General features: G+C 69.1%; 31 protein-coding genes. 1 reads left to right on the top strand and 30 read right to left on the bottom strand.

Features of this window, described 5'->3' with window-relative positions; translation table 11 throughout:
* Nucleotides 1–48 precede the first annotated feature (48 nt).
* The 29 genes from infA to rpsL form a co-directional block, all read right to left on the bottom strand.
* The gene (infA, locus tag KPL60_RS27385; RefSeq protein ID WP_010228514.1) at nucleotides 49–270 is read right to left on the bottom strand and encodes a translation initiation factor IF-1; all 222 of its coding nucleotides are present in this window, start codon (nucleotides 268–270) and stop codon (nucleotides 49–51) included.
* A 286-nt stretch (nucleotides 271–556) separates the two neighbouring features.
* The gene (gene map, locus KPL60_RS27390; protein ID WP_226367631.1) at nucleotides 557–1402 is read right to left on the bottom strand and encodes a type I methionyl aminopeptidase; all 846 of its coding nucleotides are present in this window, start codon (nucleotides 1400–1402) and stop codon (nucleotides 557–559) included.
* A 56-nt stretch (nucleotides 1403–1458) separates the two neighbouring features.
* Nucleotides 1459–2013: an adenylate kinase gene (locus KPL60_RS27395; protein ID WP_226367632.1), complete on the bottom strand. Its 555-nt coding sequence runs from the start codon at nucleotides 2011–2013 to the stop codon at nucleotides 1459–1461.
* A gap of 130 nt (nucleotides 2014–2143) precedes the next feature.
* On the bottom strand, nucleotides 2144–3454 hold the full coding sequence (gene secY, locus KPL60_RS27400; protein ID WP_073576464.1) for a preprotein translocase subunit SecY: 1311 nt from the start codon (nucleotides 3452–3454) through the stop codon (nucleotides 2144–2146).
* Nucleotides 3455–3735: 281 nt separating this feature from the next.
* A complete protein-coding gene (rplO, locus tag KPL60_RS27405; protein WP_226353824.1) occupies nucleotides 3736–4197 on the bottom strand; it encodes a 50S ribosomal protein L15 in 462 nt (153 codons plus the stop codon).
* Nucleotides 4194–4379: a 50S ribosomal protein L30 gene (gene rpmD, locus KPL60_RS27410; protein ID WP_062403786.1), complete on the bottom strand. Its 186-nt coding sequence runs from the start codon at nucleotides 4377–4379 to the stop codon at nucleotides 4194–4196. Before rpmD ends, rplO begins: the two co-directional genes overlap by 4 nt.
* A gap of 5 nt (nucleotides 4380–4384) precedes the next feature.
* A complete protein-coding gene (gene rpsE / locus KPL60_RS27415; protein WP_062397823.1) occupies nucleotides 4385–5020 on the bottom strand; it encodes a 30S ribosomal protein S5 in 636 nt (211 codons plus the stop codon).
* Nucleotides 5021–5054: 34 nt separating this feature from the next.
* Complete coding sequence (gene rplR / locus KPL60_RS27420) at nucleotides 5055–5468, bottom strand: 50S ribosomal protein L18 (RefSeq protein WP_280118285.1); 414 nt, start codon at nucleotides 5466–5468, stop codon at nucleotides 5055–5057.
* Nucleotides 5468–6007 carry a 50S ribosomal protein L6 gene (gene rplF, locus KPL60_RS27425; protein ID WP_226367633.1) on the bottom strand — a complete coding sequence of 180 codons (540 nt, stop codon included), beginning with the start codon at nucleotides 6005–6007 and terminating at the stop codon, nucleotides 5468–5470. Before rplF ends, rplR begins: the two co-directional genes overlap by 1 nt.
* Before the next feature lie 17 nt (nucleotides 6008–6024).
* The gene (gene rpsH, locus KPL60_RS27430; RefSeq protein ID WP_062397829.1) at nucleotides 6025–6423 is read right to left on the bottom strand and encodes a 30S ribosomal protein S8; all 399 of its coding nucleotides are present in this window, start codon (nucleotides 6421–6423) and stop codon (nucleotides 6025–6027) included.
* A gap of 121 nt (nucleotides 6424–6544) precedes the next feature.
* Nucleotides 6545–6730 (bottom strand): type Z 30S ribosomal protein S14, encoded by a 186-nt coding sequence (locus KPL60_RS27435; protein ID WP_020622927.1) that lies wholly within the window; start codon nucleotides 6728–6730, stop codon nucleotides 6545–6547.
* A gap of 4 nt (nucleotides 6731–6734) precedes the next feature.
* Complete coding sequence (rplE, locus tag KPL60_RS27440; protein ID WP_226353827.1) at nucleotides 6735–7298, bottom strand: 50S ribosomal protein L5; 564 nt, start codon at nucleotides 7296–7298, stop codon at nucleotides 6735–6737.
* Between the two features lies 1 nt (nucleotide 7299).
* Nucleotides 7300–7626, bottom strand: coding sequence for a 50S ribosomal protein L24 (gene rplX, locus KPL60_RS27445; protein ID WP_062403788.1), 327 nt, complete (start codon nucleotides 7624–7626; stop codon nucleotides 7300–7302).
* A gap of 13 nt (nucleotides 7627–7639) precedes the next feature.
* A complete protein-coding gene (rplN, locus tag KPL60_RS27450; RefSeq protein WP_010228481.1) occupies nucleotides 7640–8008 on the bottom strand; it encodes a 50S ribosomal protein L14 in 369 nt (122 codons plus the stop codon).
* A gap of 8 nt (nucleotides 8009–8016) precedes the next feature.
* Nucleotides 8017–8292 carry a 30S ribosomal protein S17 gene (rpsQ, locus tag KPL60_RS27455; RefSeq protein ID WP_062397834.1) on the bottom strand — a complete coding sequence of 92 codons (276 nt, stop codon included), beginning with the start codon at nucleotides 8290–8292 and terminating at the stop codon, nucleotides 8017–8019.
* Nucleotides 8289–8534 (bottom strand): 50S ribosomal protein L29, encoded by a 246-nt coding sequence (gene rpmC / locus KPL60_RS27460; RefSeq protein WP_020622931.1) that lies wholly within the window; start codon nucleotides 8532–8534, stop codon nucleotides 8289–8291. The genes rpsQ and rpmC overlap by 4 nt, the downstream gene beginning before the upstream one ends.
* Nucleotides 8534–8953 carry a 50S ribosomal protein L16 gene (gene rplP / locus KPL60_RS27465; RefSeq protein WP_020622932.1) on the bottom strand — a complete coding sequence of 140 codons (420 nt, stop codon included), beginning with the start codon at nucleotides 8951–8953 and terminating at the stop codon, nucleotides 8534–8536. Before rplP ends, rpmC begins: the two co-directional genes overlap by 1 nt.
* A 3-nt stretch (nucleotides 8954–8956) precedes the next feature.
* A complete protein-coding gene (gene rpsC / locus KPL60_RS27470; RefSeq protein ID WP_020622933.1) occupies nucleotides 8957–9802 on the bottom strand; it encodes a 30S ribosomal protein S3 in 846 nt (281 codons plus the stop codon).
* Nucleotides 9802–10221 carry a 50S ribosomal protein L22 gene (rplV, locus tag KPL60_RS27475; protein ID WP_062397838.1) on the bottom strand — a complete coding sequence of 140 codons (420 nt, stop codon included), beginning with the start codon at nucleotides 10219–10221 and terminating at the stop codon, nucleotides 9802–9804. Before rplV ends, rpsC begins: the two co-directional genes overlap by 1 nt.
* Nucleotides 10222–10258: 37 nt before the next feature.
* A complete protein-coding gene (rpsS, locus tag KPL60_RS27480) occupies nucleotides 10259–10540 on the bottom strand; it encodes a 30S ribosomal protein S19 (RefSeq protein ID WP_226367634.1) in 282 nt (93 codons plus the stop codon).
* Between the two features lie 15 nt (nucleotides 10541–10555).
* Nucleotides 10556–11389: a 50S ribosomal protein L2 gene (gene rplB / locus KPL60_RS27485; RefSeq protein ID WP_062397843.1), complete on the bottom strand. Its 834-nt coding sequence runs from the start codon at nucleotides 11387–11389 to the stop codon at nucleotides 10556–10558.
* A gap of 16 nt (nucleotides 11390–11405) precedes the next feature.
* Nucleotides 11406–11705 (bottom strand): 50S ribosomal protein L23, encoded by a 300-nt coding sequence (gene rplW / locus KPL60_RS27490; protein WP_062397845.1) that lies wholly within the window; start codon nucleotides 11703–11705, stop codon nucleotides 11406–11408.
* Entirely contained in the window at nucleotides 11702–12376 is a 675-nt protein-coding gene (gene rplD / locus KPL60_RS27495; protein ID WP_226353828.1) for a 50S ribosomal protein L4, read from the bottom strand. The genes rplW and rplD overlap by 4 nt, the downstream gene beginning before the upstream one ends.
* Nucleotides 12373–13059, bottom strand: coding sequence for a 50S ribosomal protein L3 (rplC, locus tag KPL60_RS27500; RefSeq protein WP_051050086.1), 687 nt, complete (start codon nucleotides 13057–13059; stop codon nucleotides 12373–12375). The genes rplD and rplC overlap by 4 nt, the downstream gene beginning before the upstream one ends.
* Nucleotides 13060–13075: 16 nt before the next feature.
* Nucleotides 13076–13381, bottom strand: coding sequence for a 30S ribosomal protein S10 (gene rpsJ / locus KPL60_RS27505; protein WP_003938093.1), 306 nt, complete (start codon nucleotides 13379–13381; stop codon nucleotides 13076–13078).
* A gap of 489 nt (nucleotides 13382–13870) precedes the next feature.
* A complete protein-coding gene (gene tuf, locus KPL60_RS27510) occupies nucleotides 13871–15064 on the bottom strand; it encodes an elongation factor Tu (protein ID WP_226367635.1) in 1194 nt (397 codons plus the stop codon).
* Nucleotides 15065–15210: 146 nt separating this feature from the next.
* Nucleotides 15211–17313 (bottom strand): elongation factor G, encoded by a 2103-nt coding sequence (gene fusA / locus KPL60_RS27515; protein WP_308016840.1) that lies wholly within the window; start codon nucleotides 17311–17313, stop codon nucleotides 15211–15213.
* Between the two features lie 47 nt (nucleotides 17314–17360).
* The gene (gene rpsG, locus KPL60_RS27520; protein ID WP_020622942.1) at nucleotides 17361–17831 is read right to left on the bottom strand and encodes a 30S ribosomal protein S7; all 471 of its coding nucleotides are present in this window, start codon (nucleotides 17829–17831) and stop codon (nucleotides 17361–17363) included.
* Complete coding sequence (gene rpsL, locus KPL60_RS27525) at nucleotides 17831–18205, bottom strand: 30S ribosomal protein S12 (protein ID WP_020622943.1); 375 nt, start codon at nucleotides 18203–18205, stop codon at nucleotides 17831–17833. The genes rpsG and rpsL overlap by 1 nt, the downstream gene beginning before the upstream one ends.
* A 642-nt stretch (nucleotides 18206–18847) precedes the next feature.
* Here rpsL and KPL60_RS27530 point away from each other — a divergent pair.
* Complete coding sequence (locus KPL60_RS27530; RefSeq protein WP_226353829.1) at nucleotides 18848–19744, top strand: alpha/beta hydrolase; 897 nt, start codon at nucleotides 18848–18850, stop codon at nucleotides 19742–19744.
* A gap of 137 nt (nucleotides 19745–19881) precedes the next feature.
* On the opposite strand, the gene KPL60_RS27535 is transcribed toward KPL60_RS27530, so the two are convergent.
* Nucleotides 19882–23793 (bottom strand): DNA-directed RNA polymerase subunit beta', encoded by a 3912-nt coding sequence (locus KPL60_RS27535; RefSeq protein ID WP_226367636.1) that lies wholly within the window; start codon nucleotides 23791–23793, stop codon nucleotides 19882–19884.
* Nucleotides 23794–23805 lie beyond the last annotated feature (12 nt).

A 23805-nucleotide genomic window follows, 5' to 3' on the forward strand; every position in this document is an offset into this window, starting at 1 on the left:
GTGTGTCGTTCTTGTGGGTCTCGCGACCGACCGTGGTGGAGCTGGTCGTCACTTGTAGCGGTAGACGATGCGGCCGCGGCTGAGGTCGTAGGGCGACAGCTCGACGACCACCCGGTCCTCCGGAAGGATCCGGATGTAGTGCTGGCGCATCTTCCCGCTGATGTGCGCGAGAACCCGGTGGCCGTTCTCCAGCTCCACCCGGAACATCGCGTTCGGCAGGGGTTCGACGACCCGGCCCTCGACCTCGATCGCCCCGTCCTTCTTGGCCATGTCCTCCGCTATCCGTGACAGGTGTCGGTTGCCCCGGTCGACAGCGGTGCCGACGACCGGTTCGGCGCGCGCGGACGGAGCCGGACCGGGAACACTGTGGGATACACGGAGCACACGGAGCGGACGTCACAGGACGCGCCGATGGTCCAGTGTACGGAGGCCGTGCGAGGCCGGTGCAGGCGGGGGTGACGGGCGTGGTAGACGCCCGGGAGACCGACGGTAACGGACCGACCCGGTCATCGACCAGTACCCGCGCGGAGCGCGTCGGGTACCGGTGGCGCGGGGCTCAGGCGCCGGGGCGGTCCGGTGCACCGACGGGCGCGGTCAGCAGCCACGGCCCGTCCTCGGTGACCGCGACGGTGTGCTCCCAGTGCACGGCCCGGCCGCCCGCCGCGGTGACGACCGTCCAGCCGTCCTCGAGCTCCAGGGTGTCCGGATCCCCCGCGACGAGCATCGGCTCGACGGCCAGGGCCATGCCCGGGCGCAGCCGCGGCCCCTTGCCCGGCTCGCCGTGGTTGGGCAGGAACGGGTCCATGTGCATCGAGGTGCCGATGCCGTGGCCGCCGTACTCGGCGACGATCCCGTAGTCGGCGCGGTCGGCCAGCGCCGCGGACCGGCACGCCTCCTGGATGGCGTACGAGACGTCGGTCAGCCGGGCCCCGTCGCGGACGGCGAGGATCCCCGCCTCCATCGCGCCACGGCAGGCCGCGGACAGGGCGAGGTCCTCCGGCGACACGTCCCCGACGGCGATGGTCACCGCGGAGTCGCCGTGCCAGCCCTCGACGATCGCGCCGCAGTCCACCGAGATCAGGTCTCCCTCGGCGAGCACCTGCTTCGGCGACGGGATGCCGTGCACGATCTGCTCGTTCACCGAGGCGCAGATGCTCGCCGGGAAACCGTGGTAGCCGAGGAACGAGGGGACGCCGTTGCCGTCGCGGATCGTCTGCTCGGCGAGCGCGTCGAGCTCCGCCGTGCTGACACCGGGCTTCGCGTGCTCGGTGACCGCGGCCAGCGTGGCCGCGACCAGCGCGCCCGCCACCCGCATCGCCTCGAGCTGACCGTGGGTCTTGAGCTCGATGTCCCGACCCCGGTAGCGGGCGATGGCCCCGCGGATGCCGCCGCGACCGTTCATGTGTCCGTCCCTCGGTTCCCCGCCGTGGCGCCGGTGGTGCCGGCGCCGACCGGGTCTCAGCCGTTGCGGGTGTGCAGCGCCGAGAAGACCCGGTCGGTGATCTCGTCGATCTCGCCGACGGCGTCGATCGTGACCAGCCGGTCACGGTAGTGGTCCAGCAGCGGAGCGGTCTCCTCGCGGTAGACCCGCTGCCGGTTGCGGATGGTGTCCTCGTTGTCGTCGCTGCGGCCGCGGCCGAGCAGCCGCTGCACGACGACCTCGTCGTCGACGTCGAACTGGACGACGGCGTCGAGCTCCAGGCCCTTGTCGGACAGGATCTCCTCGAGGGAGCCCGCCTGGGCCACGTTGCGCGGGAAGCCGTCGAGGATGAAGCCGCCTGCCGTGTCGGCGTCGCCGAGCCGGTCGCGCACCATCCCGACGGTCACCTCGTCGGGGACGAGGTCCCCGGCGTCCATGTAGCGCTTCGCCTCGCGACCGAGCTCGGTCTCGTCACGCAGGTTCGCCCGGAACAGGTCCCCGGTCGAGATGTGCGGGACGTCGAGCCGCTTGGCCATCTGCTCAGCCTGGGTCCCCTTGCCGGCACCGGGCGGTCCCACCAGAACGAGTCGCACGAGAACCCGACCTCCTGAAGTCTTGTCGTCCATGGCGCCGGCGTCCTCGCCGGCACACGATGCCCCAGGGCACCACGATCGGGGCCGGGGCCCCGCACCGGGGTTCCCGCTCGGCCACGTTCCGGCGAGCCTAACGCAGGAAACCCTCGTAGTTCCGCTGCATGAGCTGGCTCTCGATCTGCTTCAGGGTGTCGAGGCCCACGGTGACCATGATCAGCACGGCCGTGCCGCCGAACGGGAAGTTCTGGTTCTGGCCGCTGCCGGTGATCCCGAGGAAGAAGTTCGGGAGCACCGCGATGAGGCCCAGGTAGAGCGATCCCGGCAGCGTGATGCGGCTGAGCACGAAGTTCAGGTACTCCGCGGTGGGCCGCCCCGGGCGGATGCCCGGGATGAAGCCGCCGTACTTCTTCATGTCCTCGGCGCGCTCGTCGGGGTTGAACGTGATGCCGACGTAGAAGTACGTGAAGAAGATGATCAGTGCTACGTACAACACGATGTGCACGGGATTGGACTGATCGACGAGATAGGTCTGCACGAACTGCTGGAACCAGCCGCCGTCGTTCCCGGCGAGCCGGGCGACCAGGTCGGGCAGGTAGAGCAGCGAGCTACCGAAGATCACCGGCACGACACCGGCCTGGTTGACCTTCAGCGGCAGGTAGGTCGAGGTGCCGCCGTACATCCGGCGGCCGACCATGCGCTTGGCGTACTGCACCGGGATCCGGCGCTGGCCGTTCTCCACGAACACGACGCTGGCGATGATCGCGAGACCGAAGACGCAGACGCCGGCGAAGACCAGGCCGCCGGAGTTCTCCAGGATCAGCCGGCCCTCGGCGGGGATGCGGTGCGCGATCGAGGCGAAGATCAGCAGCGACATGCCGTTGCCGATGCCGCGCTCGGTGACCTGCTCGCCCAGCCACATCACCAGCGTGGTCCCGGCGACCATGACGATCACGATGACGATCAGGGTGAAGACCGACGAGTCCGGGATGATCGGCAGCGCACAGCCCTGGAACAGCTGACCGCGCTCGGCCAGAGCCACGAAGCCGGTGGCCTGCAGCACCGCGATACCGATCGTCAGGTACCGCGTGTACTGCGTGAGCTTGGCCTGGCCGGACTGGCCTTCCTTCTTCAGCTGCTCGAACCGCGGGATGACGACCTGCAGCAGCTGCACGATGATGCTCGCGGTGATGTAGGGCATGATGCCCAGCGCGAAGATCGACAGCTGGAGCAGTGCCCCGCCGGAGAACAGGTTGATCAGGGAGTAGACGCTGGCGTTGTCGCCGCCCTCGACCTGACGGACACATTCCTGGATGTTGGGGTACGACACCCCCGGCGAGGGGATGTTCGCCCCGAGCCGGTACACCGCCACGATCGCCAGCGTGAAGAGGATCTTCTTGCGGAGATCCGGCGTGGTCAGGGCCGCCCGGACTGCGCTGAGCACTCGGTGATCCTCCTACGACGTCGGCGGCCCGACACCGCCTGCGCCGGCCCCTGAGGGGTCGGCCGGGTTGGTCGACGCGCGTTCCGCGCCTCGCGGGACACCCGGGCCGGTGTGTACCGGCGGGGGCTGCGCGCCCACGGGGCGCGCCAGGTAATCGGTGGACACTCGGTCCGGAAGTGACTGTAACAGCGGCCCGGAAACGCCTCGGCGCCGCCCACGGGCCCGGTCCACCTGGGGTGGAGCGGGCGCCACGGACGGCGCCGGGGGACGTGCGGTGGGGCCTACAGCTCGGAGACCGAGCCGCCGGCCGCCGAGATCTTCTCGCGCGCGGACGCGGAGAACTTGTGGGCCTTCACGGTCAGGGCGACGCCCGAGAGCTCGCCCTCGCCGAGGACCTTCACGAGCTGGTTCTTGCGAACCGCGCCCGCCTCGACCAGCTCGGCCGGACCGACCTCGCCACCCTTCGGGAACAGGGTGGCCAGCTCGCCGACGTTCACGACCTGGTACTCGACCTTGAAGCGGTTCTTGAAGCCCTTGAGCTTCGGGAGCCGCATGTGCAGCGGCATCTGCCCGCCCTCGAAGCGCGGGGACACCGTCTTGCGGGCCTTGGTGCCCTTGGTACCGCGACCGGCGGTCTTGCCCTTGGAGCCCTCACCGCGACCCACACGGGTCCGCGCCTTCTTCGAGCCCGGGGCCGGCCGCAGGTCGTGGAGCTTGATGACGGAGTTCTCGTTCTCGCTCACGACTGCACCTCCTCCACGGTCACGAGGTGGCGCACGGTGTGGACGTAACCGCGGGTCTGCGGGTCCGCCTCACGCACCACCGACTGCCGGATCTTGCGCAGGCCGAGCGAGCGCAGCGTGTCGCGCTGGTTCTGCTTGCAGCCGATCCGGCTCTTCACCTGGGTGATCTTCCACGTGGCCATGTCGCTCACACCTTCGCCGCGTCGGCCTCGGCGCGCTGGCGCATCATGCTCGCCGGGGCGACGTCCTCCAGCGGCAGGCCGCGGCGGGCCGCGACCTCCTCCGGACGCTGCACCGACTTCAGCGCCGCCACCGTGGCGTGCACGATGTTGATGGCGTTGTCGGAGCCGAGGGACTTGGACAGGATGTCCGAGATCCCCGCGCACTCCAGCACCGCGCGGACCGGGCCGCCGGCGATGACACCGGTACCCGGGGAGGCCGGGCGCAGCATGACGACGCCGGCGGCGGCCTCACCCTGCACGCGGTGCACGATCGTGCCGCCGATGCGGGGGACGCGGAAGAAGTTCTTCTTCGCCTCCTCCACGCCCTTGGCGATCGCGGCCGGCACCTCCTTGGCCTTGCCGTATCCGACGCCCACCAGGCCGTCACCGTCGCCGACGATCATCAGCGCGGTGAAGCTGAACCGGCGGCCGCCCTTGACGACCTTGGCCACGCGGTTGATCGTGACCAGCCGCTCGATGTACGGGGTCTTGTCCTGGGCCGCCCCGCCACGGCCACCGTCCCGGCGGTCCCGGTTGTTGCGGTTGTCGTTCCCACCGCTGCCGCCCGGGGCTCCGCCGTCACGCCGCGTACGTCCCGGCATCAGACAGTCCCTTCGATCTTCTCGGTCTGGTTCATCAGAACTCCAGGCCTCCCTCGCGGGCGGCGTCGGCCAGGGCCGCGATGCGGCCGTGGTAGGCCAGCCCGCCGCGGTCGAACACGACCGTGGAGATGCCCGCCTCCTTGGCCCGGGCGGCGATGAGCTCGCCGACCTTGGCCGCCTTGGCCTTCTTGTCGCCCTCGACGCCACGCACCTCGGCGTCCAGCGAGGAGGCGAAGGCCAGCGTGTGGCCCGCCAGGTCGTCGATCAGCTGGACGGTGATGTGCCGCGAGGAGCGGTTGACCGCCAGCCGCGGACGCACCGGCGTCCCGGAGATCTTCTTCCGGAGCCGGGCGTGCCGGCGGATGCGCGAGTCGCGGCGCTTGCGCGCCACCTGGGACGCCATCCGGCGGCGGGCGGAACCCGACACCGTCTCGTTCGTCTCGGCCATCACTTACCCGTCTTTCCGACCTTGCGGCGGACCTGCTCGCCAGCGTACCGCACACCCTTGCCCTTGTACGGGTCGGGGCGGCGCAGCTTCCGGATGTTGGCAGCGGTCTCGCCGACCAGCTGCTTGTCGATGCCGGAGACCGAGAACCGGGTCGGCGACTCGACCGCGAAGGTGATGCCCTCCGCCGGCTCGATGACGACCGGGTGCGAGAAGCCCAGGGCGAACTCGAGGTTCTGCCCCTTCAGCTGCACGCGGTAACCCACGCCGTGGATCTCCAGCTTCTTCTCGTAGCCGGCGCTGACGCCGACCACGATGTTGTTGACGAGGGAGCAGGTCAGGCCGTGGTAGGCCCGCACCTCACGCTCCTCGTTCGGGCGCTTCACCAGCACCGTGCCGTCGTCGTCACGCTCGATCGTGATCGGCTCGACAGCGGTGTGCGACAGGGTGCCCTTGGGGCCCTTCGCGGTGACCGTGCGGCCGTCGATGGTGATCTCCACGCCCGACGGGACGGTGATGGGCAGCTTTCCGATGCGCGACATCGTTCGTTACCCCTCTCTCACCAGACGTAGGCGAGGACTTCCCCGCCCACGCCGCTCCGGTAGGCCTGCTGGTCGGTCATCAGACCCTGAGAGGTCGAGATGATCGCGATGCCGAGGCCACCCAGGACCCGCGGCAGGTTCGTCGACTTCGCGTACACACGCAGACCGGGCTTGGACACCCGGCGCAGACCGGCGACGCTGCGCTCGCGGTTGCGGCCGTACTTCAGCTCGACGACCAGGGACTTGCCGACCTCGGCGTCCTCGGTGTGGTGTGCCGCGATGTAGCCCTCCTTCTGAAGGATCTCCGCAATGGCGACCTTCAGCTTCGAGTGGGGCATCACGACGCGGTCGTGGTAGGCCGAGTTCGCGTTCCGCAGACGGGTCAACATGTCTGCGATCGGATCGGTCATCGTCATGGTGTCTGTCTCTTTCCCGCCGTGGTTCCTCGTACCGGCGCGGCGCCCCTGTGCGGGGCACCGCACCGGTGCGGGCCTGCGGCGATCGGATCCGCTGCCCCGCGGACGCGGGGCGGTCGGATCACCAGCTGGACTTGCTCACACCCGGCAGCTCGCCGGCGTGCGCCATGTCTCGCAGGCACACGCGGCAGAGGCCGAACTTGCGGAACACGGCACGCGGCCGGCCGCACTTGTTGCAACGGGTGTAACCCCGCACGGCGAACTTCGGCTTCGCGTTCGCCTTGTTGATGAGCGCCTTCTTCGCCATTCGCTCAGCTCTCCTTGAACGGGAAGCCCAGGTGGCGCAGCAGCGCCCGGCCCTCGGCGTTCGTGGTCGCGGTGGTCACGACCGTGATGTCCATGCCCCGCGGCCGGTCGATGGAGTCCGGGTCGATCTCGTGGAACATCGACTGCTCGTTCAGGCCGAACGTGTAGTTGCCACGCCCGTCGAACTGGTTGCCCTCGAGGCCGCGGAAGTCGCGGATACGGGGCAGCGCGATGGTCAGGAGACGGTCGAGGAACTCCCACATCCGGTCGTTGCGGAGGGTCACCTTCGCACCGATCGGCATGCCCTCGCGCAGCTTGAACTGCGCGATGGACTTGGTGGCGCGACGCAGCTGCGGCTTCTGGCCGGTGATGGTGGCCAGGTCCCGCAGCGCACCGTCGATCAGCTTCGAGTCGCGGGCGGCGTCACCGACACCCATGTTCACCACGACCTTGGTCAGGCCGGGGATCTGCATGACGTTGGTGTAGCCGAACTCCTCGCGGAGCTTGTCGAGCATCTCGTCGCGGTACCGCTGCTTGAGCCTCGGCAGGGTCTTCTCAGCCGTGGTCATCTCAGATCTCCTTCCCGTTGCGCCTGGAGATCCGGACGCGGCGGGTGGTGCCGTCCTCGCCCTCGACGGCCTTCTTGCCGATACGGGTCGGCTTGCCGTCGGAGTCGCACACCATCACGTTCGAGACGTGGATGGCGGCCTCCTGGGTGACGATCCCGCCGCTCTCGGCCCCGCGCTGGTTCTGGCTGATCCGGGTGTGCTTCTTGATCCGGTTCACGCCCTCGACCAGCACGCGCTGGCGCTCCGGGTAGGCCGCGATGACCTTGCCCCGTGCACCCTTGTCCTTGCCGGCGATCACCAGAACGGTGTCGCCCTTCTTGACCTTCATCTTCGCCTTCATGTCAGAGCACCTCCGGGGCCAGGGAGATGATCCTCATGAACTTGCGGTCGCGCAGCTCGCGCCCGACCGGGCCGAAGATACGGGTCCCCCGAGGTCCGTTGTCCGCCTTGATCAGCACGGCGGCGTTCTCGTCGAAACGGATGTAGCTGCCGTCGGGACGGCGCTTCTCCTTCTTGGTGCGCACGATGACCGCCTTGACGACGTCACCACGCTTCACGCCGGCGCCGGGGATGGCCTCCTTGACCGTGGCGACGATGACGTCGCCGATCCCGGCGTAGCGCCGCGCGGAGCCGCCCAGCACCCGGATGCACAGGATCTCCTTGGCACCGGTGTTGTCGGCGACGCGCAGCCGCGACTCCTGCTGGATCACTTCGACTCCTACTTGGCCTTCTCGAGGATCTCCACCAGCCGCCAGCGCTTGGTCGCCGACAGCGGACGGGTCTCCATGAGGCGGACACGGTCGCCGATACCGGCGGTGTTCCCCTCGTCGTGCGCCTTGACCTTGCTGGTCCGGCGGATGACCTTGCCGTACAGGGGGTGCTTCACCCGGTCCTCGAGGGAGACGACGATCGTCTTCTCCATCTTGTCGGACACGACCAGGCCCTCGCGGACCTTGCGCTCCCCGCGCTCGTCGTTCTTCTGCTCGTCGCTCACGCCGCGCCCTCGCTCTCGGTCGGTGCGGCGGAAAGGCCGAGCTCACGCTCGCGCATCACGGTGTAGCACCGCGCGATGTCGTGACGGACGGCCCGCAGCCGCCGGTTGTTGTCCAGCTGCCCGGTGGCCATCTGGAAGCGGAGGTTGAACAGCTCCTCCTTGGCCTCCCGGACACGCACGACCAGCTCCTCGTCGGAGAGCTCGCGCAGCTCGGCGGCCTTGGTGTTGCCACTGCTCGCCATCAGATGTCACCACCCTCACGGGACACGATCCGGCACTTCATGGGCAGCTTGTGGATCGCACGGGTCAGGGCCTCGTGCGCCACCTCGCGGTTCGGGAAGCTCATCTCGAAGAGCACCCGGCCCGGCTTGACGTTCGTGACCCACTTCTCGGGCGAACCCTTACCGGAACCCATGCGGACCTCGGCCGGCTTCTTGGTCATCGGGATGTCCGGGAAGACGTTGATCCAGATCTTCCCGCCACGACGGATGTGCCGGTTGATCGCGATACGCGCCGACTCGATCTGCCGGTTGGACACGTAGGCCGGCTCCAGCGCCTGGATGCCCCAGTCGCCGAAGGTGACCGCGGTACCACCGCTGGCCATGCCCTTGCGCTTGGGACGGTGCTGCTTGCGGTGCTTGACCTTGCGTGGGATCAGCATCGGTCAGCTCTCCCCACCGTTGCTCTGGTTCTCACCGGAGGCCGGGGCCTCGGCGGTCGCCGTCGCGGCGCCGCCGGCCTGGCCCGCGCTCTGCGCGGCACGCCCGGCCTCGGTGCTGGTCGCAGTGGTGCCCGAGGCACCGGAACGGCGCCGGGCCGGACGCTCGCGGCGCGGGCCGCGGCCCGGGGCCTCGGCGGCGGCCGGGACGCCCTCGCGGCGGCCACCGACGACGTCGCCCTTGTAGATCCAGACCTTCACGCCGATGCGGCCGAAGGAGGTCCGGGCCTCGAACAGGCCGTAGTCGATGTCGGCACGCAGCGTGTGCAGCGGGACCCGACCCTCGCGGTAGAACTCCGACCGCGACATCTCGGCACCGCCGAGGCGGCCCGAGCACTGGACCCGGATGCCCTTGACCTGCGGGCTGCGCATGGCCGACTGGATGGCCTTGCGCATCGCACGCCGGAAGGCGACCCGGTTCGACAGCTGCTCGGCGACGCCCTGGGCGACGAGCTGCGCGTCGGACTCGGAGTTCTTGACCTCGAGGATGTTCAGCTGGACCTGCTTCTTGGTCAGCTTCTCGAGGTTGCCCCGGATCCGGTCGGCCTCCGCGCCACGACGGCCGATCACGATGCCCGGACGCGCGGTGTGGATGTCCACCCGCACGCGGTCCCGGGTGCGCTCGATCTCGACCTTGGAGATGCCGGCCCGCTCCATGCCCTTGGAGAGCATGCGGCGGATCTCGACGTCCTCCTTGACGTACTCGGAGTACTGCTTGTCGGCGTACCAGCGCGACTTCCAGTCCGTGGTGATGCCCAGGCGGAAGCCGTGCGGGTTGATCTTCTGCCCCATCAGCGGGCCCTCCCCTTCGCACCACGACGGCCGGCCTTCTGCGGAACCGACTCGACCTCGATGGTGATGTGGCTCGTCCGCTTGCGGATGCGGTACGCACGCCCCTGGGCGCGCGGCCGGATCCGCTTCAGCGTCGGGCCCTCGTCGACCATCGCCACGGCGACCACGAGGGTCTCCGGGTCCAGGTCCAGGTTGTTCTCGGCGTTGGCCGCGGCGCTCGCCACGACCTTCGCGACGGGCTCCGCCGCGGCCTGCGGCGAGAACCGCAGGATCGCCAGCGCCTCGTCGACCGGCAGGCCGCGGACCAGGTCCACGACACGACGGGTCTTCGTCGGCGAGCTGCGGACGAACCGCGCCACGGCGCGCGCACGAGTCGGCTCGAGCGCAGCGCCGGTGGTCTCGGCAGTGGTCTCTGCCATTTTCTCCACCTCTCCTAGTCGCTACTCGGGCCGGCTACTAGCGCCGACGCGCCTTGCGGTCGTCCTTGATGTGGCCCCGGAAGGTCCGGGTGGGGGCGAACTCGCCCAGCTTGTGACCGACCATCGAGTCGGACACGAACACCGGGACGTGCTTGCGGCCGTCGTGCACGGCGATGGTGTGACCGATCATTTCCGGGATGATCGTGGACCGACGGGACCACGTGCGGATGACGGTCTTCTTGCCGGACTCGTTGAGGACGTCCACCTTCTTGAGCAGGTGGTCGTCCACGAAGGGGCCCTTCTTCAGGCTGCGCGGCATGTCTTACCTCCCTGCTCAGCGCTTCTTGCCGGTACGACGCCGGCGGACGATCAACTTGTCGGACGGCTTGCTCTTGCGGGTACGGCCCTCGGGCTTGCCCGCCGGGTTCACCGGGTGGCGACCACCGGAGGTCTTGCCCTCACCACCACCGTGCGGGTGGTCCACCGGGTTCATGACGACACCACGGACGGTCGGGCGCTTGCCCTTCCACCGCATACGGCCGGCCTTACCCCAGTTGATGTTGGCGTGCTCCGAGTTGCCCACCTCGCCGACGGTGGCGCGGCAGCGCACGTCGACGTAGCGGATCTCGCCGGAGGGCATCCGCAGCTGCGCGTAGGGCCCGTCCTTGGCGACCAGCTGGACGCCGACACCGGCCGAGCGCGCGATCTTGGCGCCGCCACCGGGGCGGAGCTCGATCGCGTGCACCACGGTGCCCGTCGGGATGTTGCGCAGCGGCAGGTTGTTACCCACCTTGATGTCGGCCCGGGGACCGTTCTCGATCTTGTCGCCCTGCTTGAGCTTCGCCGGCGCGATGATGTAGCGCTTCTCGCCGTCGGCGTAGTGCAGCAGTGCGATCCGCGAGGTGCGGTTCGGGTCGTACTCGATGTGCGCGACCTTCGCCGGCACGCCGTCCTTGTCGTTACGACGGAAGTCGATCAGACGGTAGGCGCGCTTGTGTCCGCCACCCTGGTGACGGGTGGTGATCCGCCCGTGCGCGTTGCGGCCGCCCTTGTTGTGCAGCGGGCGCAGCAGCGACTTCTCGGGGGTGTCCCGGGTGATCTCGGCGAAGTCCGACACGCTCGAGCCACGACGGCCCGGGGTGGTCGGCTTGTACTTACGAATGGCCATGGGTCAGCTCGCTCCCTCAGCTCGCCGGGCCACCGAAGACGTCGATCGACTTGCTCTCCTCGGAGAGCGTGACGATCGCGCGCTTGGTGTCCTTGCGCTTGCCGTAGCCGGTGCGGGAGCGCTTGCGCTTGCCCGGGCGGTTCAGCGTGTTCACGCTGGTCACCTTGACCCCGAACACCTTCTCCACGGCGATCTTGATCTGGGTCTTGTTCGCGTCCGGTGCCACGACGAAGGTGTACTGGCGCTCGTCGAGCAGCCCGTAGCTCTTCTCCGAGACGACCGGCGCGAGCAGCACGTCCCGCGGGTCCGTGATCACTTGTCGGCCTCCTCAGCGCGGCGGCCGGCAGCCTTCGGCTTCGCGATCGGGCCGGCCAGGAACTCGTCCAGCGCCGCCTGCGTGAACAGCACGACGTCGTTGACGAGCACATCGTGGGTGTTCAGCTGGTCGGGCGCGATCAGGTGGACCTGCGGCAGGTTGCGCAGGCTCAGCAGGGCGTTCTCCGCGGAACGCTCGACGACCGCGAGCACCCGGCGGGCGTCGGGCACGACGGCCTCGATCGCCTTGCGGGCGGCCTTGGTCGACGGCGCGTCGCCCTCGGAGAAGGCGGACACGACGTGCACGGCGCCGGCGCGGGCCCGGTCGGAGAGGGCGCCACGCAGGGCGGCGGCCTTCATCTTCTTCGGGGTCCGCTGCGAGTAGTCGCGGGGCGTCGGGCCGTGGACGATGCCACCACCGGCGAACTGCGGCGCGCGGATCGAGCCCTGACGGGCGCGACCGGTGCCCTTCTGCCGGTACGGCTTCTTGCCACCGCCGCGGACCTCGCCGCGACCCTTCACGTCGTGCGTGCCCTGACGCGCGGCGTTGAGCTGCGCGGTCACCACCTGGTGCATGAGGGCGATGTTCGCCGTCACGTCGAAGACGTGGTCCGGCAGCTCGACGCTGCCGCCGGCGGAACCCTCGGGGGTCTTGATCTGCACGGTGCTCACTTGCCATCACCCTTCGCGGGGGTCTTCACCACGACGAGGCCACCGCGCGGACCGGGGACGGCGCCCTTGACGAGCAGCAGCCCGCGCTCGGCGTCCACCCGGTGGACCTTCAGGTTCTGCGTGGTCTGGCGGTCGGAACCCATCCGGCCGGCCATCCGCACACCCTTGAACACGCGGCCCGGGGTGGCGCAGCCGCCGATGGAGCCCGGCGAACGGTGCTTGCGCTGCGTGCCGTGCGAGGCGCCCAGGCCCTTGAACCCGTGGCGCTTCATGACACCGGCGAAGCCCTTGCCCTTGGTCACGCCCACCACGTCGACCTCGGCCACCTCGGCGAACGCCTCGACGGTGACCTCCTGGCCGGTGGTGTACTCGGCGGCGTCGGAGGTGCGGAGCTCCAGGACGTGGCGACGGGGGGTGACGCCGGCCTTGGCGAAGTGGCCGGACTCCGGCTTGTTCACCTTGCGCGGGTCGATGGCCCCGTAGGCCAGCTGGACGGCGGTGTAGCCGTCGGTCTCCTGCGAGCGCACCTGCGTCACGACGTTCGGCCCGAGCTGGACCACGGTGACCGGCACGATGCGGTTGTTCTCGTCGAACAACTGGGTCATCCCGAGCTTGGTGCCCAGGAGGCCGGTGACCTTCTTCGTCTGCTTGGTGGCAGTCGTCTTCTTGAATGCAGCAGTCATCGTCTCCACCCCGCCGTCACTGAATGTTGACGTCGACGCTCGCCGGCAGGTCGATGCGCATGAGCGCGTCGACCGTCTTGGGCGTCGGGTCGAGGATGTCGATGAGTCGCTTGTGCGTGCGCATCTCGAAGTGCTCGCGCGAGTCCTTGTACTTGTGCGGCGAGCGGATGACGCAGTACACGTTCTTCTCGGTAGGCAGCGGCACGGGGCCGACGACCCGGGCACCGGTACGCGTCACGGTCTCCACGATCTTGCGAGCAGACGCGTCGATTGCCTCGTGGTCATAGGCCTTGAGCCTGATGCGGATCTTCTGTCCCGCCATGGTCGTCGGTCGTCCTCTTCTTCCTGCCGCGGGGGTGTCGCGGTTCGGCCCCGTAAGAACTCGCGCCGTGCTGCCACCGGATGTCCGGCGGGCCGGCTGCGGCCCGTGCTCTGTTCAGGTCTCTGTCGGCCCGGAGTCGCGCGTCCAGTTCCCTGGAGCACTCGTCCTGCCGGGGCTCTCCGGTCCACGAGGTCGGGCGTGTCGCGCCCTACCCGCATGGTTATGCCCGGGTCACCGCGTCCCACCCCCATCTGGGGCGGGCATGTCGCTCGGAATCTCCCCGGTGGCGCGGCGGACCGCGGAACCGGGGCTGACAACGAACATGGCGCGTGGTACGCGACCCCTGGACTACCGGAGACCGGGAACAGAGGCGGCGCTTCCACGCGCCATGCTCATCGTGCAACCCGTCAAGGATGACACACCGCTGTGCGGCACCCTCGACCGGGGGGTGGGTAACGGAGCCGCCCCCAGGGGGACGGCCCCGTCACGTCACGCGTTGATCTTGGTGACCTGGCCGGCGCCCACGGTGCGGCCACCCTCACGGATGGCGAACTGCAGGCCCTCCTCCATGGCGATCGGCTGGATCAGCTGAACGCTCATGGTGGTGTTGTCACCCGGCATGACCATCTCGGTGCCCTGCGGGAGGGTCACGACGCCGGTCACGTCGGTCGTCCGGAAGTAGAACTGCGGACGGTAGTTGTTGAAGAACGGGGTGTGACGGCCGCCCTCGTCCTTGCCCAGGATGTACACCTGGCCCTCGAACTCGGTGTGCGGGGTGATCGAACCCGGCTTCACGACGACCTGGCCGCGCTCCACGTCCTCACGCTTGATACCGCGCAGGAGCAGACCGACGTTCTCGCCGGCGCGACCCTCGTCGAGGATCTTGCGGAACATCTCGACACCGGTGACGGTGGTCGAGGTCTTGTTCGGCCGGATACCGACGATGTCGACGGTCTCGTTGACCTTGACGATGCCGCGCTCGATACGGCCGGTGACGACCGTGCCGCGACCGGTGATCGTGAAGACGTCCTCGACGGGCATGAGGAACGGCTTCTCGATGTCGCGCTCGGGCTCCGGGATGGCCTCGTCGACCGCGTCCATGAGCTCGACGATGGCCTCGGCCCACTTGTCGTCGCCCTCGAGCGCCTTCAGCGCCGAGACGCGCACGATCGGGAGGTCGTCGCCCGGGTAGTCCTGAGCCGACAGCAGCTCGCGGACCTCCATCTCGACGAGCTCCATGATCTCCTCGTCGTCGACCATGTCCGCCTTGTTCAGGGCGACGACGATGTACGGCACGCCGACCTGACGTGCGAGCAGCACGTGCTCACGGGTCTGGGGCATCGGGCCGTCGGTCGCGGCGACCACCAGGATCGCGCCGTCCATCTGGGCGGCACCGGTGATCATGTTCTTCACGTAGTCGGCGTGCCCGGGGCAGTCGACGTGCGCGTAGTGCCGCTTCTCGGTCTGGTACTCGACGTGCGCGATCGAGATCGTGATACCGCGCTGGCGCTCTTCCGGCGCCTTGTCGATCATGTCGAACGCCGACGCCTCGTTGAGGGTCGGGAACTTGTCGTGCAGAACCTTGGTGATGGCCGCCGTCAGCGTGGTCTTGCCGTGGTCGATGTGACCGATGGTGCCGATGTTGACGTGCGGCTTGGTCCGCTCGAACTTCGCCTTCGCCACTGCTGGGTCCTCCTGGACTCGTGTCTGTACTCCGCCGTGCTGACGGCAGGTCTGTGGGTGTCGGGTGGTGCGGGCCGCGGACCTTACCGATCCGCGGACCGCACCCTCCGAGCAGGTCGGGCACTGGGGCCCGCCCCGGGGAGCTCTTACTCGCCCGTGGCCTTCGCGATGATCTCCTTCGCCACGTTCGCCGGAACCTCGGCGTAGGAGTCGAAGACCATCGTGTAGTTCGCCCGGCCCTGGGTCCGCGACCGCAGGTCGCCGACGTAGCCGAACATCTCGGACAGCGGCACGGTCGCCTTCACGACACGGGCACCGGCCCGCTCCTCCATGGCCTGGATCTGGCCGCGGCGGGAGTTCAGGTCGCCGATGACGTCACCCATGTAGTCCTCGGGCGTCATCACCTCGACGGCCATCATCGGCTCGAGGATGGCGGGGCTCGCCTTGCGGGCCGCCTCCTTGAACGCCATCGAACCGGCGACCTTGAAGGCCATCTCCGAGGAGTCGACCTCGTGGTACTGACCGTCCAGCAGCGTGAGCTTCACACCGACGACGGGGTAGCCGGCCTGGATGCCGTACTGCATGGCGTCCTGGGCACCGGCGTCGACCGACGGGATGTACTCCCGCGGGACACGGCCACCGGTGACCTTGTTCTCGAACTCGTACAGCGCACCGTCACCGCTGGTGAGCGGCTCGAGCTTGATGATGACGCGGGCGAACTGGCCCGAACCACCGGTCTGCTTCTTGTGCGTGTACTCGAACTTCTCGACGGCCTTCTTGATCGTCTCCCGGTAGGCCACCTGCGGCTTACCGATGTTGGCCTCGACCTTGTAGTCGGACTTCATCCGGTTGACCAGCACCTCGAGGTGCAGCTCGCCCATGCCGGCGATGATGGTCTGGCCGGTCTCGTCGTCCAGGGAGACCTGGAACGTCGGGTCCTCCTCCGCCAGCTTCTGGATCGCCAGCGAGAGCTTCTCCTGGTCCGCCTTCGACTTGGGCTCGACGGCGACCTGGATGACCGGGTCCGGGAAGGTCATCGACTCGAGGACGATCGGGTTCTGCGGGTCGCAGAGCGTGTCGCCGGTGGTCGTGTCCTTCAGACCGATGACCGCGTAGATGTGGCCGGCCACGGCCTCGTCGACCGGGTTCTCCTTGTTGGAGTGCATCTGGAAGAGCTTCCCGATGCGCTCCTTCCGGTCCTTGGTCGAGTTGATGACCTGGGCGCCGGCGGCGACCTGACCCGAGTACACCCGGATGTAGGTCAGCTTGCCGAAGAACGGGTGCGCGGCGATCTTGAAGGCGAGGGCCGAGAACGGCTCGTCCTTCGACGGCTTGCGGCTCGCCGGCGTCTCGCCGTCGGTGAGGAAACCCTCGACCGGCGGCACGTCGTACGGCGACGGCAGGTAGTCGATCACCGCGTCCAGCATCGGCTGGACGCCCTTGTTCTTGAAGGCCGAGCCGCAGAGGACCGGGTAGGCGGCGCGGTTGGTCACCAGCGCGCGGACACCGGTCTTGATCTGCTCGGTCGTCAGGTCCTCGCCACCGAGGTAGAGCTCCATGAGCTCGTCGTCGGTCTCGGCGACGGCCTCGACGAGCGCCGTGCGGTACTCCTCGGCCTTGGCCTGGAGGTCCGCCGGAATGGCCTCGACGGTGTAGTCCTCGCCCTTGGCGACCTCGCCGCGCCAGGTGAGCGCGCGCATCTCGACCAGGTCGACGACACCGACGAAGTCGTTCTCGGAGCCGATCGGGATCTGGAGCGGGAGCGGGGTCGCGTTCAGGCGGTCCTTGATCGTCTGAACGGTGAAGTAGAAGTCCGCGCCCAGCTTGTCCATCTTGTTGACGAAGCAGATGCGGGGGACGTCGTACTTGGTGGCCTGCCGCCAGACCTGCTCGGACTGCGGCTCGACCCCCTCCTTGCCGTCGAAGACCGCGACCGCGCCGTCGAGCACCCGCAGGGACCGCTCCACCTCGACGGTGAAGTCGACGTGCCCGGGGGTGTCGATGATGTTGATCTGGTGGTTCTTCCAGAAGCAGGTCGTCGCGGCCGACGTGATCGTGATGCCGCGCTTCTGCTCCTCCTCCATCCAGTCCATGGTGGCGGCGCCGTCGTGCACCTCGCCGAGCTTGTAGTTGATCCCCGTGTAGTACAGGATCCGCTCGGTCGTGGTCGTCTTACCGGCGTCGATGTGGGCCATGATGCCGATGTTGCGGACCTTGGTGAGGTCCGTCAGCACGTCCTGTGCTGCCACTGCTCAGCTCTCCCTGGATCGCGAGTTGGCGCCCGACGGTCGGCCGGTCACCAGCGGTAGTGGGCGAAGGCGCGGTTCGACTCCGCCATCTTGTGCATGTCCTCGCGCCGCTTGACGCTGGCGCCGAGGCCGTTGCTGGCGTCGAGCAGCTCGTTCATGAGGCGCTCGACCATGGTCTTCTCACGGCGCTGGCCGGAGTAGGTGACCAGCCAACGCAGCCCCAGGGTGGTCTGCCGGACGGCACGGACCTCGACGGGGACCTGGTAGGTCGCGCCACCGACACGGCGGCTGCGGACCTCGAGGGCCGGCTTCACGTTGTCGAGAGCGCGCTTCAGCGTGACGACCGGGTCGGTGCCGGTCTTGTCACGGGTGCCCTCGAGGGCGGCGTAGACGATGCGCTCGGCGAGCGACCGCTTTCCGTCCTTGAGGACCTTGTTCACCAGCTGGGTGACCAGCGGCGAGCCGTAGACCGGGTCCGAGACCAGCGGACGCTTCGGGGCGGGGCCCTTGCGGGGCATCAGCTCTTCTCCTTCTTCGCGCCGTAGCGGCTGCGGGACTGCTTGCGGTTCTTCACGCCCTGGGTGTCCAGCGACCCACGGATGACCTTGTAGCGCACGCCGGGGAGGTCCTTCACACGACCACCGCGCACGAGCACGATGCTGTGCTCCTGCAGGTTGTGGCCCTCACCGGGGATGTACGCGGTGACCTCGATGCCACTGGACAGGCGCACACGGGCGACCTTGCGCAGCGCCGAGTTCGGCTTCTTGGGCGTGGTGGTGTACACGCGGGTGCAGACCCCGCGGCGCTGGGGGCTTCCCTTCAGCGCGGCGGTCTTGGTCTTGGAGACCTTGTCCTCGCGGCCCTTGCGGACCAGCTGCTGGATCGTGGGCATGAACCGTCTACTTCTTCCCGTCGACGTGGCTCGACTGTCTCGCTCGCCGTGACACTGGTGATCTTGGTTCGGTGTCCCGGGCTCCGGGCGCCGGCGTGGCTGCCGGCTCTCGCCGGACTCCGCCACCGTCGCGCCGGACCCCGAGGTCGGGCGTGTCGTCCCGGGCACGCTCGGGGCCGGAAGGGCCCCGCGGAGGCTGTCGGGACGTCCGGCGTGCCCTGCTCCGGGGCGCAACCACAGATCTGAGGGTCGGAACCAACGGATCGGTGCACACCACGGGACACGCGGACCTGCCCGACCGGAGCCGAGCACAAGACATGAGAATACCCGGCCCTCTTCGACACGGTCAAAGCGGGTCCGTTCCGGGCGTTCGCCTCGGACCTGCCTTCGGGGCCATCGGGGGCTTCGATGGTCCTCGGATCCCCCGGGACGACGCCCCGGAGGAGACCTGTGGTGACCCGACGATGCCGCACGACGCCGTCACTGGCAAGCGGACTCACCCGCTCGTCGCAGATCGACGGCCGCTCGTCGCGGTCGGATCGGTGGTGGGCGATGACTGCGCCCCAGCGGGATCCCGCCGTGTCGATCACGGTGTGGATCACCCTGTGGACGGTGGCGACGGAGGGACGGTTACGGTCCGGTATGCACCTGCCGACGGCCGTCAACCGCCTCGCCACGCGCGCACTCATCGCGCCCTTGCTCGCCCCGACACTACCCGTCGCCCTGCGGCGGCGTGGACTCGACCTCGTCGGTGCGTCGCTCCCGCTCCCCCGCGGCACCCGTCGGGCCCGCGGGACGCTCGGCGGGGTGCCCACCGCGGTCGTCGCACCGCCCGGGCCGACGGCCCCGCACCGGGTGCTCTACCTGCACGGCGGCGGGTACCTCGTGGGGTCCTCGGCGTCGCACCGGCCGCTGCTCGCCGGGCTCGCGCACGCCACCGGCAGCGCGGTCCTCGCCCCGCACTACCGGCTCGCCCCGGAGCACCCGTTCCCGGCCGCCCTCGACGACGCGTACGCCGCCTGGACCGCCCTGCGGGCCGCGGGGATCCCGGCCCGGCACATCGCGGTGGCCGGGGACTCCGCGGGCGGCGGGCTGACCATGTCGCTGCTGCTGCGGCTGCGCGCGGCCGGCGAGGACCTGCCGGGCTCGATCGGGCTGATCTCGCCCTGGCTGGACCTGTCCTGCACCGCGGACGCGCTCACCCGCAACGTCGCCTCCGACGCGATGCTCGACCCGTCCTGGCTGCCCGACGCCGTCGCCGACTACGCGGGGCCGCACACCGGCGCCCCCGAGCTCCTGCCGCTCGACGCGGACCTGGCCGGGCTGCCGCCGCTGCACGTCGTCGCCGGTGCCGACGAGATCCTCGTCGACGACGCCGACACCCTCGTCGAGCGCGCCCGCGCGGCCGGGACACCGGTCACCTACGAGCGCGCGCCCGGCATGTGGCACGCCTTCCCGACGCTGGCCGGGCTGCTGGCGGAGGCCGACGCCTCGCTGCGCACCCTGGGCCTGGCCCTGCGGGCGGACTGCCTGCGCTGAGGCCCGCTCCCCCGGGCGGCCCCGGAACGCACGAACGGGGCCGGGCACCGCCACGGGAGAGCGGTGTCCGGCCCCGTCCGGGACCTGTCCGGTCACGGTCCGGACCCACCGTCGTGGGTCCGGACCGGACGGCTACCTCAGCGGTAGTCGCGACCGAAGTCGTAGTCGTCCAGCGGCACCGCGGCACCGGTGCCCGTGCCGAAGACGTCCGGGCTGTAGTAGCCGTCGTCGTAGCTCGGCAGCGCGTAGGCGGCCGCGCGGGCCTCCTCGGTCGGCTGGACCTGGATGTTGCGGTACCGGTTGATGCCGGTACCGGCCGGGATCAGCTTACCGATGATCACGTTCTCCTTGAGCCCGACGAGCTTGTCGCGCTTTCCGTTGATCGCGGCATCGGTGAGGATGCGGGTGGTCTCCTGGAACGAGGCCGCGGACAGCCACGACTCCGTCGCCAGCGAGGCCTTGGTGATCCCCATCAGGACCGGACGGCCGGAGGCCGGCTCCAGACCCTCGGCGACGACCCGGCGGTTCTCGGACTCGAACTCGCCCCGCTCGGCCAGTGCGCCGGGCAGGAACTCGGTCGCACCCGAGTCGATGATCGTGACCCGGCGCAGCATCTGCCGGACGATGACCTCGATGTGCTTGTCGTGGATGTCCACGCTCTGCGTGCGGTACACCTTCTGCACCTCACGCACGAGGTGCAGCTGCACCTCACGCGGGCCCATGACACGCAGCACCTCGTGCGGGTCCGCCATGCCCTCGAGGAGCAGCTGGCCGACCGTCACGTGGTCGCCGTCCGCGAGCGGACGCTCGGTGCCGTCGACGGTGGTCATCCCGAGCCACTGCCGCTTGGACAGCTTCTCGTAGACGATCTCCTCGCCGCCGTCGTCCGGGATCAGCGTGATCTTCCAGAACCGGTCGCCGTCCTCGATGCGGATGCGGCCGTCGACGTCGGCGATCGGCGCCTTGCCGCGCGGGACCCGGGCCTCGAACAGCTCGGTGACACGCGGCAGACCGGTCGTGATGTCGTCACCCGCGACGCCACCCTGCTTGAACGTACGCATCGTCAGCTGGGTGCCGGGCTCACCGATGGACTGCGCGGCGACGATGCCGACGGCCTCGCCGACGTCCACCAGCTTGCCGGTGGCCATCGAGCGGCCGTAGCACATGCCGCAGATACCGGTGGCCGAGGCGCAGGTCAGCGCGGAGCGGACCCGGACCGTCTTGACGCCGGCCGCGACGAGCGCGTCGAGCACGGCGTCGCCGAGGTCGTCGCCCTTGCGGACCAGCACGGTGCCGTCCGCCGCGGTGATCTCCTCGCCGGAGGTCCGGGCGTACACCGAGGTGCGCAGGTAACGGTGCGGGATGAACCGACCGTCGCTCGTCTCCTCGGTGACCGCCATCGGGATGGCGCGCTCGGTGCCGCAGTCGACCTCGCGGACGATGACGTCCTGCGACACGTCGACCAGACGACGGGTCAGGTACCCGGAGTCCGCGGTCCGCAGCGCGGTGTCCGCCAGACCCTTACGGGTGCCGTGCGTGGAGATGAAGTACTCCAGCACCGACAGGCCCTCGCGGTACGAGGCCTTGATCGGACGCGGGATGAACTCGCCCTTGGGGTTCGCGACCAGACCCTTCATGCCCGCCAGCTGGCGGATCTGGGTCATGTTGCCCGCGGCCCCGGACTGCACGATCGTCGGGATCGGGTTGTCCTCGGGGAAGTTCTGCTCCATCGCCTTGGCGACCTCCTCGGTCGCCCGGCTCCAGATCTTGACCATCTCGTCGTTGCGCTCCTGGTGCGACAGGGCACCACGCTGGTAGCGCTTGTTGATCTGGTCGGCCTTCGCCTCGTACTCCTCGAGGATGCCCGCCTTGGCCGGCGGGACCAGCACGTCCGCGATCGAGATCGTGACGCCGGAGCGCGTGGCCCAGTAGAAGCCCGCGTCCTTCAGCCGGTCCAGGACCTGCGCGACCTCGGTCATCGAGTAGCGCTCGGCCAGCTCGTTGACGATCGTGGCCTGGCGCTTCTTCGGCAGCGGCTCGTTGACGAACGGGTAGTCCGCCGGCAGGAGCTCGTTGAACAGCACCCGCCCGAGCGTGGTCTCCGCGGTCCAGACGCCCTCCTCGGTCACGGTCTCGGCGTCCGTGCCCGGGGTCGGGGTGACCTGCGGGAGCCGGATCTTGATCGGCGCCTGCAGGTGGAGGACCTTGCGGTCGTAGGCCATGATCGCCTCGGCCGCGGAGCCGTAGTGGTTCCCGGCGCCGTGGGCCTCCTCGCGGAGACGGGTCAGGTGGTACAGACCCGTGACCATGTCCAGACGCGGCATCGCCAGCGGGCGACCCGACGCCGGGGACAGGATGTTGTTCGACGACAGCATCAGCACGCGGGCCTCGGACTGCGCCTCGGCCGACAGCGGCAGGTGCACCGCCATCTGGTCACCGTCGAAGTCCGCGTTGAACGCCTCGCAGACCAGCGGGTGCAGCTGGATGGCCTTGCCCTCCACCAGCTGCGGCTCGAAGGCCTGGATGCCGAGACGGTGCAGCGTGGGCGCACGGTTCAGCAGCACGGGGTGCTCGGAGATGACCTCCTCGAGCACGTCCCACACCTGCGAGCGGCCGCGCTCGACCATCCGCTTGGCGGACTTGATGTTCTGCGCGTGGTTGAGGTCCACCAGGCGCTTCATCACGAACGGCTTGAACAGCTCCAGCGCCATCTGCTTGGGCAGACCGCACTGGTGCAGCTTCAGCTGCGGGCCGACGACGATGACCGAACGGCCCGAGTAGTCGACGCGCTTGCCGAGCAGGTTCTGGCGGAACCGGCCCTGCTTGCCCTTCAGCAGGTCGGACAGCGACTTGAGCGGGCGGTTGCCCGGCCCGGTCACCGGCCGGCCGCGACGGCCGTTGTCGAACAGCGCGTCGACGGACTCCTGGAGCATCCGCTTCTCGTTGTTGACGATGATCTCGGGCGCGCCGAGGTCGATCAGTCGCTTGAGGCGGTTGTTCCGGTTGATGACCCGGCGGTACAGGTCGTTCAGGTCCGAGGTCGCGAAGCGGCCACCGTCGAGCTGCACCATCGGGCGCAGGTCCGGCGGGATGACCGGGACGCAGTCGAGCACCATGCCCATCGGCGAGTTGCCGGTGGTCTGGAACGCCGCGACGACCTTCAGGCGCTTGAGCGCACGCAGCTTCTTCTGGCCCTTGCCGGACCGGATGATCTCGCGCAGCTTCTCGGCCTCGGCCGGGATGTCGAAGTTCTCCAGCAGCTTCTGGATCGCCTCGGCACCCATGGCGCCGGTGAAGTAGTCGCCGTAGCGGTCGTAGAGCTCGCGGTAGATGGACTCGTCCGCGATGAGCTGCTGGACGTCGAGCTTGGTGAACGTCGTCCAGATCTCGTCGAGCCGGTCCAGCTCGCGCTGGGCACGGTCGCGCAGCTGGCGCATCTCGCGCTCGCCGCCGTCCTTGACCTTGCGACGGACGTCGCCCTTGGCACCCTCGGCCTCGAGCTCGGCGATGTCGGCCTCGAGCTTCTGGGCGCGGGCCTCCAGGTCGGCGTCGCGGGTCTGCTCGACCCGGCGGCGCTCCACGCTCATCTCGTTCTCGAGCGTGGACATGTCGTTGTGCCGCAGCTCGGTGTTCACCGAGGTGATCACGTACGCCGCGAAGTAGATGATCTTCTCGAGGTCCTTGGGGGCCAGGTCGAGCAGGTAGCCCAGCCGGCTCGGGACGCCCTTGAAGTACCAGATGTGCGTGACCGGGGCGGCCAGCTCGATGTGGCCCATCCGCTCACGACGCACCTTGGCGCGCGTGACCTCCACGCCGCAGCGCTCGCAGATGATGCCCTTGAACCGGACGCGCTTGTACTTGCCGCAGTAGCACTCCCAGTCCCGGGTCGGACCGAAGATCTTCTCGCAGAAGAGCCCGTCCTTCTCCGGCTTCAGGGTGCGGTAGTTGATGGTCTCGGGCTTCTTGACCTCACCGTGCGACCACTGGCGGATGCCCTCGGCGGTGGCCAGGCCGATGCGCAGTTCGTCGAAGAAGTTGACGTCGAGCACGTATGTCCTCTG

Source organism: Pseudonocardia sp. ICBG162 (genome assembly GCF_020496225.1).
In the GTDB taxonomy this organism is placed as follows: Bacteria; Actinomycetota; Actinomycetes; order Mycobacteriales; family Pseudonocardiaceae; genus Pseudonocardia; species Pseudonocardia alni.